The organism is Streptomyces sp. NPDC058683 (assembly GCF_042716195.1).
Taxonomy (GTDB): domain Bacteria; phylum Actinomycetota; class Actinomycetes; order Streptomycetales; family Streptomycetaceae; genus Streptomyces.
In genome coordinates this window covers 129548-144712 of sequence record NZ_JBHXSK010000011.1, presented here as the reverse complement: position 1 = coordinate 144712, position 15165 = coordinate 129548, and the positions used below count along the sequence as shown (strand labels likewise).

The 15165-nt window shown below is 69.4% G+C and carries 13 protein-coding genes and 1 pseudogene; 10 read left to right on the top strand and 4 right to left on the bottom strand.

Features of this window, described 5'->3' with window-relative positions; translation table 11 throughout:
• Positions 1-76: 76 nt before the first annotated feature.
• The 3 genes and pseudogenes from ACFWXC_RS14380 to ACFWXC_RS14370 all read right to left on the bottom strand — a co-directional run.
• Positions 77-588: pseudogene (locus ACFWXC_RS14380) on the bottom strand (phospholipid carrier-dependent glycosyltransferase); the annotation flags it as partial.
• 117 nt (positions 589-705) lie between these two features.
• Positions 706-1335, bottom strand: coding sequence for an HAD-IA family hydrolase (locus tag ACFWXC_RS14375; protein ID WP_384478282.1), 630 nt, complete (start codon positions 1333-1335; stop codon positions 706-708).
• Positions 1336-1528: 193 nt separating this feature from the next.
• Positions 1529-2119, bottom strand: a complete 591-nt coding sequence (locus tag ACFWXC_RS14370) for a TetR/AcrR family transcriptional regulator (RefSeq protein ID WP_384478280.1) — start codon at positions 2117-2119, stop codon at positions 1529-1531.
• A gap of 139 nt (positions 2120-2258) precedes the next feature.
• On the opposite strand from ACFWXC_RS14370, the gene ACFWXC_RS14365 reads away from it, so the two are divergent.
• The 9 genes from ACFWXC_RS14365 to ACFWXC_RS14325 all read left to right on the top strand — a co-directional run bounded on the left by ACFWXC_RS14365 (position 2259) and on the right by ACFWXC_RS14325 (position 12442).
• A complete protein-coding gene (locus ACFWXC_RS14365; RefSeq protein ID WP_384478277.1) occupies positions 2259-2921 on the top strand; it encodes an isochorismatase family cysteine hydrolase in 663 nt (220 codons plus the stop codon).
• Positions 2918-4501: an aldehyde dehydrogenase (NADP(+)) gene (locus ACFWXC_RS14360; RefSeq protein WP_384478274.1), complete on the top strand. Its 1584-nt coding sequence runs from the start codon at positions 2918-2920 to the stop codon at positions 4499-4501. The genes ACFWXC_RS14365 and ACFWXC_RS14360 overlap by 4 nt, the downstream gene beginning before the upstream one ends.
• A 73-nt stretch (positions 4502-4574) precedes the next feature.
• The gene (locus tag ACFWXC_RS14355) at positions 4575-5060 is read left to right on the top strand and encodes a lipocalin-like domain-containing protein (RefSeq protein WP_384478271.1); all 486 of its coding nucleotides are present in this window, start codon (positions 4575-4577) and stop codon (positions 5058-5060) included.
• Positions 5042-5218: a hypothetical protein gene (locus tag ACFWXC_RS14350; RefSeq protein ID WP_384478268.1), complete on the top strand. Its 177-nt coding sequence runs from the start codon at positions 5042-5044 to the stop codon at positions 5216-5218. Before ACFWXC_RS14355 ends, ACFWXC_RS14350 begins: the two co-directional genes overlap by 19 nt.
• A gap of 583 nt (positions 5219-5801) precedes the next feature.
• On the top strand, positions 5802-7364 hold the full coding sequence (locus tag ACFWXC_RS14345) for an ABC transporter substrate-binding protein (RefSeq protein WP_384478265.1): 1563 nt from the start codon (positions 5802-5804) through the stop codon (positions 7362-7364).
• A 42-nt stretch (positions 7365-7406) separates the two neighbouring features.
• Positions 7407-8330 (top strand): ABC transporter permease, encoded by a 924-nt coding sequence (locus ACFWXC_RS14340; RefSeq protein WP_384478520.1) that lies wholly within the window; start codon positions 7407-7409, stop codon positions 8328-8330.
• Positions 8331-8347: 17 nt separating this feature from the next.
• The gene (locus ACFWXC_RS14335; protein WP_384478262.1) at positions 8348-10336 is read left to right on the top strand and encodes a dipeptide/oligopeptide/nickel ABC transporter permease/ATP-binding protein; all 1989 of its coding nucleotides are present in this window, start codon (positions 8348-8350) and stop codon (positions 10334-10336) included.
• The gene (locus ACFWXC_RS14330; protein ID WP_384478259.1) at positions 10333-11148 is read left to right on the top strand and encodes an ATP-binding cassette domain-containing protein; all 816 of its coding nucleotides are present in this window, start codon (positions 10333-10335) and stop codon (positions 11146-11148) included. Before ACFWXC_RS14335 ends, ACFWXC_RS14330 begins: the two co-directional genes overlap by 4 nt.
• Positions 11149-11188: 40 nt before the next feature.
• Positions 11189-12442 (top strand): serine hydrolase domain-containing protein, encoded by a 1254-nt coding sequence (locus ACFWXC_RS14325; protein ID WP_384478255.1) that lies wholly within the window; start codon positions 11189-11191, stop codon positions 12440-12442.
• A 33-nt stretch (positions 12443-12475) separates the two neighbouring features.
• On the opposite strand, the gene ACFWXC_RS14320 is transcribed toward ACFWXC_RS14325, so the two are convergent.
• Positions 12476-13729, bottom strand: a complete 1254-nt coding sequence (locus ACFWXC_RS14320; RefSeq protein WP_384478252.1) for an ROK family transcriptional regulator — start codon at positions 13727-13729, stop codon at positions 12476-12478.
• A 139-nt stretch (positions 13730-13868) separates the two neighbouring features.
• Here ACFWXC_RS14320 and ACFWXC_RS14315 point away from each other — a divergent pair, with 139 nt between their 5' ends.
• A complete protein-coding gene (locus ACFWXC_RS14315) occupies positions 13869-15155 on the top strand; it encodes an MFS transporter (protein ID WP_384478249.1) in 1287 nt (428 codons plus the stop codon).
• The last annotated feature ends 10 nt before the right edge of the window (positions 15156-15165 follow it).

Below are 15165 nucleotides of genomic sequence, written 5' to 3'. Positions count from 1 at the left end.
GCCGTTGCGGTGAGGACGTGTTGGACGCGGTCCGGGCCAGGTCGCGGTAGCGGGAACGTCGCAGCCCATTCGCCTGCAGGAGAGCGGAGCGGCTCATCACCATGGGGAGACCGTCCATCGCCATCAGGGCTCCGGCCGGGCAGCCCAGCGCCGTCGACCGGAACAGGCGACGGCCTATTCGGCACCGCATGAGGACCGACAGGGTGCCCAGGAGCGCGGTCGTGAAGCGCCAGCCGGACGGGGTGAAGGGCCGAACATGCCCTCGCCGAGGGCGATCCCCCACTTGCCCGTCGGCGGGTGGGCGAGGATCTGCGGGTCGGCGATCTTACGGTCCGGTCAGGTGCCCTCGTAGCCGAGGCGCAGCAGCGATCAGGCGTTCTTGGTGCAGTAGGTCGCGTCGAAGACGAGGTCCTGCGGTTGCCCGAGGTGCCAGAGGCGGATCTCTCCGGCTATGACGGCGACGAGCACCGGCCCCAGCCAGTCCATCGCCTTCGCGACGCGGTACGCCCGCGCCGGAGTGGCGCCGGTGAGCTCCCTCAATGCACAGAAACTTCTTGATCGTTCCTGTGGTGCATCAGCAGAGCTCATCGGGGCTCTGCCGTCGTTCGGTGTGCGGGCGGCTCCGGCACTGGTGGAGGAACCGGCGCGTCTCGGTGGCGAGTTGGGTCTGGACTCGGATCCGGTTGTGTATCGGCAGGTTGCGGTTCAGGCCTCTTCGGTCAGGGATATCCCGAGTAGGTCCTCGAGCTGGGGAATCGTCTGCTGGGGCGCCTTCGCGTGGACCGTCGCGAAGCCGAGGTCGGCAGCTGCCGGGAGGTAACCAGCGGTGTCGTCGACGAAGACACACTGCTCGGCGGGCAGTTCCAGAAGTTTCAGCGCGGCCTGGAAGAACTCCGGGTCGGGCTTGCGCATCCCGAGGCGCTCGGAGATCAGCACGGCGTCGTACAGCGCGTCGAGGTCGTATCCGTCGTAGAGGTTCCAGGGCGCGAGTCCGACGGAGTTGGACAGGATGCCGACCTTGATCCCTGCTCGTCGTGCCGCGGCCGCCGCGTTGATCATCAGCGGCTCGGGGCGCAGGTCGGCGAAGATCCTGCCCATCAGGTTGCCCGGAGCGATCCCGAGTCGTGCCGCCGCGGCCTCGTTCCACCGGTCTTGGGTGATCGCGCCGCGCTCCAGGTCGTGGGTGCGGCGGGTTCCTTCCTCGTCCAGGTACAGCGCTGTGATGCACGCGCCCTCGGCCAGTCCCTCGCGCTTCTCGAAATTGAGCACGGCGGGCAGCAGTGGTGTGGTGAGCACCCCGCCGAAGTCGAGGACGAGACCGGCGCGGTAGGACATGTGGGAACTCCCGTGGTGATGAGGCTCATGTGTCGATCTGGGAAAGCGGGCCGAGCCGCGGCATCGAACCGTGCCCGGTGTCGGCGAGGCGCATACACCCGCTGGTCGTGGTGCCGGAGGATCGGATCACGTTGGGCCGGCCGAGGCCCGGACTCTTACCGGACCCACCGGACCAGGGGCCGGGGGCCGGGGGTCAGGCGGTGGGGGACGAAGTTCCTGACGCGTATCGCTTGAGTTGCTCGGAGACCGTCTTCAGCAGTTCGTCGGAGAAGTCCTTGTCGGCCACGGCCCGGGACATGAGTACGGCGCCGACCAGGGCGCTGAGGGTGAGCATCGCCTCGGCCCGGGCGTCTTCGGCATCGTCGTCCAGGCCTGCGATCAGTTCCAGGTACGTGCGGACCTGCTTCTCGTAGGCCTCTTTGAAGTGCTGGTCACCGCGTCCCGCGGCGGCACCGAGCGGGACCAGCGCGCAGCCGGTGGCCGGCGCGTCGCGGTGCTGTTTCGCGAGGTAGGCGTCGACGAGACCGGCCCGTGCATCCTGTTCGTTCTTCCGTGCGGCGCGTTCCATCTTCGCCGAGCCCTCGGCCAGGGCGATGGCGGCGGCCTGGGTGATCAGGTCATCACGTGAGTCGAAGTGCTTGTAGAAACCGCCGTGCGTCAGTCCGGCTTCCTTCATCAGTTCCGCGACGCCGGGGCGGGTGACGCCTTCGGCGCGGATCTTGCGGGACGCGATCCGCAGCACCCTTTCGCGGGTCGCGGCCTTCTCCGCCTGCGAGTGGCCCATGTCAGCCCTGCCTTTCGTGGGGCGGCGCAGTGTAGCCACCGCGCCATTGGATGACGGACATCATACTCCCATTGGCGTCTGGGCAGCTCCGGCGGCATTTATTTGACTTTCAGGATGATGTGTATAATCTAGAAACTGCATGACAGTCATCATCCAGATCGGAGCAGGAACCGTGTCCCAGACCTATGACCCCCGCCGTACGGCCGTTTTGCTGGTCGACCCCTACAACGACTTTCTGTCCGAGGGAGGCAAGATCTGGCCGCACCTGGAGCCCATGGCGGAGGCGGTGGGCCTACTGGACCACCTGCGCTCTGTGATCGCCTCCGCCCGTGAGGCCAGTGTCCGCGTGGTGTTCGTTCCGCACCGTCGCTGGGAGGCGGGGGACTACGAGACGTGGGATCACCCCAACCCCACCCAGCGGACCATCATGGAGCGGCACAGTTTCGCCCGTGGAACCTGGGGCGGGGAGTTCCACGGCGACTTCCAGCCGCAGCCCGGCGACGTCGTCGTCCAGGAGCACTGGGCGCAGAGCGGCTTCGCCAACACCGACCTGAACTTCCAGCTCAAGCAGCACGGCATCACCCACGTCGTGCTCGTCGGCCTGCTGGCCAACACCTGCATCGAGTCCACCGGCCGTTACGCCATGGAACTCGGCTACCACGTGACCCTCGTCCGGGACGCCACCGCGGCGTTCCTCCCCGAGATGATGCACGCCGCTCACGAGCTGAACGGCCCCACCTACGCCCACGCCATCACCACCACGGACGAGCTCACCGCCGCATTCGAGGGAGCACACGCATGACCATGGAACTGACCGGAGAACTGGTGATCGGAGCGGCCCGCGTGCCCGCCACGACGGGGACCATGAAGGCGTTCAACCCCGCCACCGGTGAGTCCATCGAACCCGAGTTCGCCTTCGGCGGCGCGGCCGACGTCGACCATGCCGTCCGCCTCGCCGACGAGGCCTTCGACAGCTACAGCCACACCGGGCCGGCCGAGCGGGCCGTGTTCCTCGACCTCATCGCGGACAAGCTCGAGGCGGTCAAGGACGAACTCGCCGCACGTACCGCCCTGGAGACCGGCTTGCCGGCTCCCCAGTTCGAGGGCGAGGCAGTGCGGACCGCCGCGGTGTTCCGCAAGTTCGCCACCGTCGTCCGTCAGGGCCGCTTCCTCCAGCCGGCCATCGACCCCGCGCAGCCGGACCGTCTGCCTGCGCCGCGCATGGATCACCGGCTGCAGAAGGTGGCCCTGGGCCCCGTGGTGATCTTCGGCGCCAGCAACTTCCCGATCTCTTACTCAGTGGCGGGCGGCGACACCGCCTCGGCGCTGGCGGCCGGCTGCCCCGTCATCGTCAAGGCCCACAACGCACACCCCGGTGCTTCCGAGATCCAGGGCCGTGTCATCCAGCAGGCCGTCGCCGAGGCAGGACTGCACGAAGGCGTCTTCTCCCTCGTCCGGGGTGCCGGCAACGAGATCGGTGAGGCGCTGGTGGACCATCCTCTGGTCCGGGCGGTCACCTTCACCGGCTCCGAGGCCGGCGGCATGGCCCTCTACCGCCGGGGCCAGCAGCGTCCCGATCCCATCCCCGTGTTCACCGAGATGACCAGCGTCAACCCGACCTTCGTACTGCCTGCCGCGCTGGCGGCCCGCGGTGCCGAGATAGGCGGAGGCCTGGTCCAGCGTGCCATGTACAACGTCGGTCAGGCCTGCCTGAAGCCCGCCATCCTCCTCGCCGTCGACGGACCCGGCTTCCGGGAACTGCGTGACGCGGCGACGGCCGAGGTGGAGAAGGTGGCCGCACGGACCATGCTCACCCCCGGCATCCACGACTCCTACACCCGCAACGCGCAGCGGATGGAGAACGACGGCGCCGGCCTGATCGGCGCAGGCTCAGCCCCGGCGCACGCGGGAGACGGCCAGGCCCTGCTGTACGAGGTCACCGGTGAGCAACTGCTGGCTGAACCGGCCCTCCGTGAGGAGGTCTTCGGCCCCGCCATCCTGCTGGTCAGGCTGACCGGCACGGATCAACTGCTCGACGTGGCCCGCGCCTTCCGCGGACAGCTCTCGGCCACGATGCACGCCGAGGCCGCCGACCGCACCGCCGCCGAACGACTCCTGCCGATCCTGGAGCGCCGCACCGGACGCATCGTGTTCAACGCCTTCTCGATCCCCCAGGAGGTCTCCTACGCCGCCACCCACGGCGGCCCGTTCCCGGCCACCTCCGACAGCCGCTTCACCTCCGTGGGCATGGGCGCGATCGAGCGGTTCGTACGTCCGGTCACCTACCAGAACTTCCCCGACGAACTCCTGCCGGAGCCACTGCGCGAGGCGAACCCGCTGCACCTGTGGCGGCTCGTCGACGGCGAACTCACCCGGCACTGACCGTTGCCGTGGGCCCCGTTCGCTCTTCCGAACGGGGCCCGCTCGCTCTCCCGGAATGAAAGAAGTCCCTTCTATGACCACCACGGACCACACCGCCGCGGGGAACGAACGCGAGGCCCGCGAAGAGATCCGCGGGAAGCTGCTCGGCGCATGGCACCTCGTGTCCTACACCGCCACGAGCACGGACGGGGAGGTCATCCATCCCCTCGGCCCCACCCCGTACGGCCTGATCGTCTACACGCCTCAGGGATACATGTCCGCCCAGCTGGGGCGTGGTGACCGCCCACCCATGAGATCGGCACGTCTCGAGGACGCGGCGGCCGGTGAACTTGCCCGGGCCGCTGCGGGCTACGTCGCCTACGGCGGGCCGTTCGAGGTCGTCGACCCCGCGACCGTCGAACACCACGTCACGACCAGCCTCTTCCCGAACTGGATCGGACGGTCCCAGGTGCGGAAGGTGAGTTTCGAAGGCTCGCTCCTCAGACTCGGCCTCGCCACTCCCACCCGACTGTGGGGCGCGCAACGCACCGCCGAACTCACGTGGAGCAGGCCGGCCTGACCACGGCCTGCGCCGCTGACCGATGGAGCACGCGCAACGTCAATGTCCTGTCCTTCACGTCGGCACTGCTCGCCTTCGTGCTGTTCTCTGTCGCGGCGGCGGACGACATCTGTGGCGCGGAGGGTTCGGGCGGCCTGCTACCTGTTCCTGCTACCTGAGCGTCGCCCGTACATCCGCCCGCCGGACATGGCGGGCCGGCGCATCACCAGAACCGTCACCGCGATGAGCGAGGGACGTCGAAACTGATTTGGCCTGCGGTCCGCTCAGCGGACTCCCTCGGTTCGGGGATCGGACCGGTCGACCGAATAATGAGCCAACTCGATTTCAGGGGCTCCGCTGAGAGGCGGTTTCATGCGTCATACCGCCGCGAAAGCACCGACCGCACCCGTCGCGCCCCACGCCTTACTCAGGCCGACCTCCACAAGAGTCGACTGAACAGCATCCTCGCAGAACTGGGTGCAGTACCACGAACACCGGCCTCAGAAGCCCGGCATCTACTCAACGTGCCGCGTCCACGCCACCCGTCGGCGGAGGCAATCCACACAACCACGGCTCGGGTGTTCCGCATTCTGCCGGAACATGCCTGCGGCTTTCCGGACACCCACCCACTCAGAGACCGTCCTGCCGTCCCCAACCTCGCGCGGACCCACACCACGGAGCATCCACCACGACGGTGGCCTCCTTCCCCACGCCCGGTGAACCCCGCGTTCCCATTCGATGCCTCAAACGCCGGAGGTTCAGATGACACGCTCGCGTCTTACTCTCACAGTCACGGCCGGTGCCGCCGGGCTCGCGCTCCTGACCACCGCATGCGGTGGCGGAAACAGCGCTTCGTCCGGCACCGCGAAGGCCCAGGACCCGAACGTCCTGACGGTCGCCTCGGCGATCGCACCCAACAGCCTCAACCCGGCTCTGGGCGGTTCCTCCGACCCGCAGCAGTACTTCTTCGAGCTGGCGTACGACACGCTGATCCGCCAGGACGCGAACGGGAAGTACACGCCCGGCCTCGCGACCAAATGGGGCTTCGTCGGCTCCGACAGCAAGACCTTCGACATCACCCTGCGGTCCGGCGTGAAGTTCAACGACGGCTCCGCACTCACCGCCGCAGGCGTGAAGAAGTCGCTTCAGTACTACGCCAAGGCCGGCGGGCCGTTGGCGGCCGACCTGGCCCCCGTGGGAGCGATCGACGTCCTGTCCGGTCTCAAACTCCGCCTTCACCTCAAGACGTCGGATCCGCTGATGCCGCTCTATCTCTCCAGACCGACGACCGGAGAGATCATCAGCCCCATCGGCCTCGACAAGACGAGCGAACTCGGGACCACCACGCACGGCGCCGGGCCGTACATGATCGACGCGTCGCAGACCGTCTCCGGCCAGACCTATACGTACGTCCCCAACCCCACGTACTACGACAAGTCGCGCGTGCACTGGAAGAAGGTCGTCGTCAAGGTCATCAAGGACGAGAACACCACGCTCAGCGCCTTCCGCTCGGGGGAGGTCGACTACGCGCTCGGCGACTCCACGACCGCCAAGGCCGCCAAGTCCGCCGGACTGCAGGTCCTGTCGAGCCCCTACTCGATCATGCAGCTGATGATCCAGGACCGGGCGGGCACCATGGTCAAGGCCCTGGGGGACCTGCGGGTACGGCAGGCCATGATGTACGGCATCAACCGGGACTCGATCGCCAAGGCCCTGTACGGCACGTACGCCAAGGGCTGGGACTATCCCGTTCTCGCCGACACGAGCGGCTACACCCAGGGCAGCGAAGGAAAGTACGCCTACGACGTCACCAAGGCCAAGAAGCTTCTGGCGGAGGCCGGTTACCCCAACGGCTTCACCCTGCCCATCACCGTGAACCTCACGGGCGTAGGGGAGTCCCAGGCCGCGGAGGCCTTCGCCGCGGAGATGGCGAACATCGGGATCAACGTCAAGATCAACGTCCCGGCGAACGTGAACGAGCTCTTCTCCACCTACGCGAAGTACGCGGGGATGATGTTCGACTACGGCGCCGGCATCGCCCCGCCGTACGCCCAGGGCAACGACCTCCTGTTCAGCTGGGGCAACCCGCTCAAGGCCAGCGACAAGCAGCTCGACACGCTGTACGGCAAGGCGGCCTCCGCACCGACCGCCCAGCTCCAGGAGCAGGGCTGGCAGAAGTTCGAACAGCGCCTGTCCGACCTGTCCTGGACGATCCCGATGGTCGCCATGGAAAAGATCGTCTACGTACGGCCCGGTCTGAAGGGTGTCGACCTCTCGACCACGAACCTCACACCGGATCTAACGTCCCTGTACGCCGCCAAGTGACCCTACCGAGAAAGGCATCACGTCATGTGGCGAACCAGCGGAATGCGGATCGTGCAGGCTGTGCCCTTGCTGCTCTTCGTCTCGGCGCTCACCTTCTTCCTCCAGCTGTTCATCCCGGGTGACGCCGCCCGGTCCATCGGAGGTCTGACCGCCTCACCCCAGGCGATCGCCGCGCTGCGGCACCGCCTCCACCTCGACCAGCCGGTCTGGGAGCGCTACTGGGCCTGGCTGAAGGACGCGGTCCACGGCGACCTCGGGCGGTCGATCAGCAGCAACGAGTCGGTGTCGGGCGCCCTCAACACCCGGCTCGGAGTGACGCTTTCCCTGGTGATCGCGACCACCCTCCTCGCGCTGGTCGTCGGAGTCGTCCTGGGTATGGCCAGCGCCCGCGGCGGCCGCGCCACGCGGCTCGCCGCGGACAGCGCGTCCATCGCCGGCATGACCATCCCCGCCTTCTGGGTCGGTCTGCTGGGCATCTGGATCTTCAACACCCGGTTCGGCCTGCTGCCCGCGAACGGATACGTGTTCTTCGGGACGTCCGCCGGCGACTGGGCGCGCTCGCTGGTACTGCCGGTGGCCGCTCTGGCCTTCGCCCTGGTCACGGTGATCGCCAAGCAGACGCGGGAGCAGTTCGCCGACGTGCTGAGCCGGGACTTCGTGCGGAACCTGCGGGCCAACGGCGTCAGCGAGCGCTCGATCCTGTTCAAGCACGCCCTGCGGCACATCTCCGTCACCGTCCTGACCGTGGCGGGCAACAACCTCATCGGACTCCTCGGATCGGCCGTGGTGATCGAGGAACTCTTCGGCCTGCCCGGCCTCGGCAGCGCGGCGGTCACGGCCGCGTCCAGCGGCGATATTCCGGTCATCCAGGGAGTGGCGGTGTACTTCACCCTCATCGTGGTCGGACTGAATCTCCTGCTCGACCTCGCGATCGGCTGGCTCAACCCTCAGGCGGTCGCCGCATGAGCACACAGGAGACATCGATGACGAAACCCGAGCGTCCCGAACAGGCGGAGAGCGCGCCGGTCTCTCTCGCCTCCGCCCCGGCGCACCCGCCGCACGAGTCCGTCGTGCGCCGCGTCCTGCGCCGGCCGCGCATCACGATTCCGGCCGTGATCCTGGTCCTGGAGCTGATCGCGTCGTTCGGTGCCCGGTGGCTCGCGCCGTACCCACCGCAGCAGGCGGACTTCACCGCGGCACTGACCGGGCCGAGCGCGAAGCACCTGCTCGGCACCGACCGGCTCGGCCGTGATGTGCTGTCGCGTCTGATGTACGGCGGCTCGGACACGTTCCGGGAGATCGCCATCGCCGTGGGCCTCACGCTGGTGATCGCGGTCCCCCTCGGCCTGGTCGCCGGCCTGCGCCGGGGCCGTGTCGACGCGGTGCTGATGCGGCTGGCCGACGTGGTGATGTCGATCCCCGGCATCATTCTGCTGCTGATCGTGCTGGCCCTGTTCTCGCAGAGCATGACCGCGGCCATGGTCGTGATCGGCCTGCTGTCGGTACCCGGCATGATGCGGGTCGTCCGGTCGGCGTCGCTGACGGTCGGCCGGGAGACCTACGTCGCCGCGGCGCGGGTGTCCGGGCTCGGTACCTGGCGGGTGGCCCGCCGGCACGTGCTGCCGCGGATCACCGGCCTGATCCTGGTGAACGCGGCGCTGGCGTGTGTGAACACCCTGCTCATCGCGTCCGGCCTGAACGCCATCGGCCTCGGCGTGAAGCCGCCCGCGCCTTCCTGGGGCGGCATGATGGCCGACGCCGCGCAGACCCTGAACGAGAGCCTCTGGCTGGCCATCCCGACCGGCGGTCTTGTCGCCGTCACGGCCGCGGCGCTGATCGTCCTCGGTGACGGGCTGCGCGACATGCTCGCCGAGCGCTGGTCCGGTGCGTCGAACGCGACGCCGACCCGGCGTCGCAAGGCATCCGCCCCGGCGGTGGCAGCCGTCGCGGTGCCGGAGTCCGACGACGCCTGGCTGCTGGCGGAGCCGGATCCGGTCGTACGGCTCACCAAGGTGACCGTGACTGCGGACACCGAGCAGGGTGAGGTCGAGCTGATCAGCGACGTGAGCCTGACCGTGGGGCAGGGCCGCACGGTGGGACTGGTCGGCGAATCAGGCTGCGGCAAGTCCATGACCGGGCTCGCGTTGCTGGGTCTGCTGCCGAGCGGGGCCCGCGTCTCCTCCGGCACCGTCGAGATCGACGGCACCGACGTCGGCCCGTTCGGTGCGCCCCAGTGGCGGGCCCTGCGCGGCGGCACCATCGCCTTCATCTCGCAGGAGCCCATGGTCGGCCTCGACCCCTTGTTCACCATCGGCCACCTGCTGCGCGAGGCGGTACGCACCCACGAGAACCTCTCCCGCAAGGAGGCCACGCTCCGGGCCCGTGAACTGCTCGCCCAGGTCCAACTCCCCGATCCGGACCGGGTGTTGAAGCTGCGTCCGTCGCAGATCTCCGGCGGCATGGCACAGCGCGTCTCCATCGCCGTCGCCCTGGCGGGACGCCCGCGCATCCTCGTCGCCGACGAACCGACCACCGCGCTCGACGTCACCGTCCAGCGCGAGATCGTCCAGCTGCTGCGCACGATCCAGCGGGACACGGGCATGGCACTGTTGATGATCAGTCACGACTGGGACGTCATCGCGGAGGCCTGCGACACCGCCCTGGTCATGTACGCGGGCCAGGTGGTGGAGGCCGGTCCGACGGAGCGCGTCATGACCGCGCCGATGCACCCGTACACCCGCAAGCTGCTCGCCGCGAACCCGCGGCTTGCGACGGTGGGCGAGCCCATCCCCACCATCCCCGGCACCGTGCCGCCCCCGGGGCAGTGGCCCCTCGGCTGTCACTTCGCCGACCGGTGTCCCGACCGCGTCTCCCGGTGCACCGAGGCGCCGATCGCCCTGACACAGCCCGACGACCAGGGTGTCGCCCGTTGCGTCCTCGCAGGCGAAGAGCTGCTGGAGGTGTCCTCGTGAACACGACCGACGTGAGCACGACCGAGCGGCCTCTGCTCGACATCCGCGACCTGTCGGTGTCGTACCACCGCCGTGGCAAGGGCACCGCGGCCATCCGGGACGTGTCCCTGGACATCCGGCCGGGCGAGACCGTCGCCCTGGTCGGGGAGTCCGGTTCCGGCAAGTCCACCCTCGGCCGTGCCGTACTCGGCCTGACGGCCGCCACACAGGGCACGATCGTCTTCGACGGCCAGGACATCACCCACGCCGGCGGCGCCCGGCGCAAGGAGCTGAGCAAGAGCATCCAGGCCGTCTTCCAGGACCCCAACGGTTCGCTCAACCCGGCGCTGACCGTGGGCCAGACCCTGGCCGAACCGCTTCTGGTGCACTCGCGCGACGAGCGGGCCGTGGTCCTGGAGCGGGTACGGGAGGTGCTGGCGCTGGTGGGGCTGCCGGCCGCGGCGGCCGATCGTTACCCGCGCCAGTTCTCCGGAGGGCAGCGGCAGCGGATCGCGATCGCCCGGGCCCTGGTGATGTCGCCGAAGCTCATCGTGTGCGACGAGCCGGTCAGCGCGCTCGACCTCTCGGTCCAGGCCCAGGTCCTGAACCTCTTCACCGATCTCCAGCGGGAGACGGGCGTCAGCTACCTGTTCATCTCCCACGACCTCGCCGTGGTCCGGCACCTCGCCCAGCGGATCGTCGTCCTGTACCGCGGTGACGTCGTGGAGCGGGGCACGACCGAGGAGGTCTACGCCGGCGCGGAACATCCCTACACCCGAAGGCTGTTGGCGGCGGCCGGTGTCGACGGGGCCCCGGCTCCTTCCGCCCGCTGACGCGGCCGGCCGTCCCCAACTCCACTACACGGAGGCACACATGCAGCAGTTCGCCGACCGTTTCGGCGTCACCAAGCCCCCGGAACAGTCCGGTTTCAGCGCGGAACGGCTGGGGCGGATCACCGAGTTCTTCGACCGGCAGACCGAACTCGGGGTCATCCCCGGATGGTCGGCGCTCGTGGCCCGCAACGGAGAACCCGTGTACGCGGGGGGCGGCGGACTCCGGGACCTCGAACTCGGCCTCCCGGTCGAGCCCGGAACCCTGTGGCGTCTGTACTCCATGACGAAGCCGGTGACGTCCGTCGCCGTCATGATGCTCGTGGAGCGGGGGCTGCTCGGACTCGACGACCCGGTCAGCGCGTACATCCCCGAGTTCGCGGACATGGCGGTGTACGACGGCGGGTCACCGGGGAGCGTGCGGGTCCGCCCGGCCGCTCACCCGGTGACCGTGGGCCATCTCCTCACGCACACCGCGGGGCTGACCCTCGGGCTGGCCCACATGAACCCGGTGGACGCGCTGTACCGCCAGGCCGGCCAGGACGTACTCCCGCTGCCGGGCACGACGCTCCAGCAGATGTGCGCCGATGTGGGCGGGCTGCCGCTGCTGTTCGAACCGGGCACCGCCTGGAACTACTCCCTCGGTGTCGACGTACTGGGCCGGATCATCGAGGTCTGCACCGGCGAGACTCTCGACAGGTTCATCGAGACCAACGTGCTCGGCCCGCTCGGGATGACCGACACGACGTTCTCGCTCCCGCCTGAGCGGGTGACGGACCTGGCCGAGGTCTACAGTCCGGAACCCGAATCGGGCCGACTTGCCGTGAACCAGGAACTGCGTCCCACCTTCCGGGAGCCGGCGGCGTTCCCGTCCGGCAGCGGTGTTCCCGGACTGGTGTCGACTCTGGAGGACTATCACCGGTTCGCCGGCATGCTCGTGCGCGGCGGCGAACTCGACGGCGAGCGGCTGCTCGGCCCCCGGACCCTCGCACTGATGACGGCCAACCACCTGCCCGGCGGCGCCGACCTGAACTCCTTCGGGCTGTACCCCGACGACGAGCACCGCGGCTGCGGGTTCGGGCTGGGCTTCTATGTCGTCACGGATCCCGTGGCCGCGGGTTCGTTCGGCAACAAGGGGGAGTTCGGCTGGTCCGGTGCGGCGAACACCCACTTCTTCGTGGACCCGGTCGACGGCGTCACGGCGGTGTTCTGCACGCAGGTCGTCACCTGGGGCAAGCACCGCCCGCCCCTGCGCCGCCAGTTGCGGAACCTCGTGTACCAGGCCATGACCACCTGAACGGCCATCGGGACGCCGCGCCCGCATGCACAGTCACCCCACCGGCCCGCCGACCTCCGCCCTCTGGGCGACCGGAACGCTGGTGGGGTCGTCGAGCAGGGCGTCCCGGCAGGTCTGGAACGCGCCGCGCAGTGTCGCCTCGCCGCCGAGGACGCCGAAGGTGATGACCGGCTGCATGTCGGGGGAGAGGGCGCGGCGTCCGGCCAGGCGCGCTTCGAGGCCGGGCCTGAACCACGCGGCCCAGGTGGCGAGGTAACCGCCGAGGATGATCTCACCGGCGTCGGTGACGCCGGACACGCCGAGGACGGCCGCTCCCAGGGCCTGCCCGGCCGTGCCGAGCGCGGCGACCGCGTCCGGATCGCCGTCGCGCAGGCGGCGGTCCAGCTCGGCCAGCGCGGCCTCACCGCCCTGCGCCCCGGCGAGCCGCTCCAGTCCGGCGGCGTCTACGAGGGGCTCGGGGCCGATGTACGTCGCCAGGCAACCCCGGGTGCCGCAACGGCATTCGGGACCGTCGAGGGCGATCGGCAGGTGGCCGATCTCGCCCGCCATGCCGTGACTTCCGCGGTGCACCCGGCCGCCCACGAGCAGCCCGCCGCCCACTCCGGTGTCGGCCTTGATGTAGGCGACGGTGTCGGGGTGCCGTACGCCGTCGGCCGCGAGGGCGTGGTACTCGGCCAGGGCCGCCATGTTGGCGTCGTTGACCACGTCGACCGGGCAGTCGAGCCCCGGGAGTTCGGCGGCCACCAGGGCGCGCAGGTCCGTGTTGCGCCAGCCGAAGTCGATCGCGGCGGCGACCAGCTGGGAGGGCCCGACGACCGGCCCGGCCATGGCCACGGCGAGGTGGGCGAGGTGGGCGTGCGGCGTCGCGTTCCGGACCGCCGCCTCGGCCGACCGCACCAGGCAGGCGATGGCCGCGGCCAGGGCGCGCGGATCGCCGTACGGCGCGTGGTGCAGGGCCGACTCGCGGTGCAGGACCTGGCCCTGGAAGTCCGCCGCCATGACGTGCACGGACTCCAGGGTCACCTGGGCGGCGAGGACGACGACGCGTTCGGGTACGAGGCGCAGCAGGCGCCGGGGGCGGCCCCGGCCGCCGGACGGCACGGAGCCCGCCTCGCGGACCAGGCCGCGGTCGATGAGTTCCGCGACCAGTGCGGTGACGGTGGCGTGCACCAGTCCGGTACCGACGGCGACCTCGGTACGGGCGCAGGGGCCGTGGGCGTCGAGGTACCGCAGCACCAGGGCCAGGTTGCGGCGTCGTACGTCGGCCGAGTCGGCGGGTGCGTTCACCCGTCGATTGTGCCTCCGGTGCGATGGGATCCGGTCAGAGTGGCCAAGAGATTTTTTTTCGAGTCTTGAAATAAATAAATGAGCGAGGTCATACTCCCGGCACTGGCAACGAAGCCGGTCCGTCCCCGTGGAGGCGTCCTTGTCCGCTTCGACCTCTTCCGCCCCCGCCACTCCCCGAACGGCCGCCCCCCTGGGCCGCTCCCAGGCCACCGGCCTGATGTGGTCGATGGGCGCGGGATTCGCCGCTCTCTACACCGCCTATGCCGGCCTGGTCGTGGTCCTGCTCCCCACCCAGATCCAGAACCTCGACGCCGCCGCGAAGGAATCGAACCTCGCGCTGGTGACGATGACCTCGTCGATCGTCACGCTCTTCGCCCAGCCGATCATCGGTGCCGTCTCGGACCGCACCCGGGGGCGCCTGGGCCGCCGCACCCCCTGGATGCTGTTCGGTGCCGTGGGTGCGACCCTCGCCCTGCTGGCCATCTCGCACGCCACCACCCTGCTCTGGCTCACGCTGCTGTGGGTCGCCGTCCAGGTGCTGCTGAACGTGATCCAGGCCCCGCTGACCGCCGTCATGGCCGACCGGGTCGCTCCCCGCCGGTTCGGCATGGTCTCCGCCTTCGTCGGCCTCGGCTCCAACCTCGGCGCCACGCTCGGCGTGATCCTCGCCGCCCGCTACGCCGGACGGCTCGGCCTGGGCTACGGCGTCATCGCCGCGATCGTCCTGGTGACCGTGTTCGCGTTCGTCCTGCTCAACCGCGACCGGACCCGCCCCGAGGCTCCGGAGCCGTTCTCCTGGCGGGAGTTCCTGACCGGCTTCTGGGTCTCACCGCGCAGGCACCCCGACTTCGCCTGGGCGTTCGTGGCCCGGATGACGTTCATCCTCGGCTACTGGGGAGTGGCCACCTACCAGCGGTACGCCCTCCAGGACTACGTGGGCCTGGACGCCGACGCCGTGGACAGCGCCCAGCAGCTGATGTCCGTACTCGCCCTGGTCGGCACCCTGGCCGGGGCTCTGCCGGCGGCGAAGATCTCCGACCGCACCGGCCGCCGCAAGATCTTCGTAGTGGGCGCTTCGGTCCTGCTGGCCCTGTCCATGGCCATCCCGCTCGCCAGCCCCACCCTGCCCGCCATGTACGCGTACGCGCTGGTCAGCGGCATGGGTTTCGGTACGTACATGTCGCTGGACATGGCCCTGATGACCGAGGTCCTGCCCAAGGGCTCGGCGGCCGGCAAGGACCTGGGCCTGCTCAACATCGCCACCAACATCCCGCAGGCACTGGGGCCGATCATCGCCTCCGTCCTCATCACCGCCTTCGCCGCGGGCAGCGACAAACTGCCGGGCTACCGCGTCCTGTTCGGCTTCGCCATGGCGGTCGTACTGATCAGCGCGCTGGCCATCCGGCCGATCAAGGGCGTCAAGTAAAGGAAGTCGT

Bases quoted from the DNA above. Each gene is read 5' to 3' on its own strand.
- ACFWXC_RS14375 (WP_384478282.1), bottom strand. From the start codon at position 1,335: ATGTCCTACCGCGCCGGTCTCGTCCTCGACTTCGGCGGGGTGCTCACC.
- ACFWXC_RS14370 (WP_384478280.1), bottom strand. From the start codon at position 2,119: ATGGGCCACTCGCAGGCGGAGAAGGCCGCGACCCGCGAAAGGGTGCTG.
- ACFWXC_RS14365 (WP_384478277.1), top strand. From the start codon at position 2,259: ATGACAGTCATCATCCAGATCGGAGCAGGAACCGTGTCCCAGACCTAT.
- ACFWXC_RS14360 (WP_384478274.1), top strand. From the start codon at position 2,918: ATGACCATGGAACTGACCGGAGAACTGGTGATCGGAGCGGCCCGCGTG.
- ACFWXC_RS14355 (WP_384478271.1), top strand. From the start codon at position 4,575: ATGACCACCACGGACCACACCGCCGCGGGGAACGAACGCGAGGCCCGC.
- ACFWXC_RS14345 (WP_384478265.1), top strand. From the start codon at position 5,802: ATGACACGCTCGCGTCTTACTCTCACAGTCACGGCCGGTGCCGCCGGG.
- ACFWXC_RS14340 (WP_384478520.1), top strand. From the start codon at position 7,407: ATGCGGATCGTGCAGGCTGTGCCCTTGCTGCTCTTCGTCTCGGCGCTC.
- ACFWXC_RS14335 (WP_384478262.1), top strand. From the start codon at position 8,348: ATGACGAAACCCGAGCGTCCCGAACAGGCGGAGAGCGCGCCGGTCTCT.
- ACFWXC_RS14325 (WP_384478255.1), top strand. From the start codon at position 11,189: ATGCAGCAGTTCGCCGACCGTTTCGGCGTCACCAAGCCCCCGGAACAG.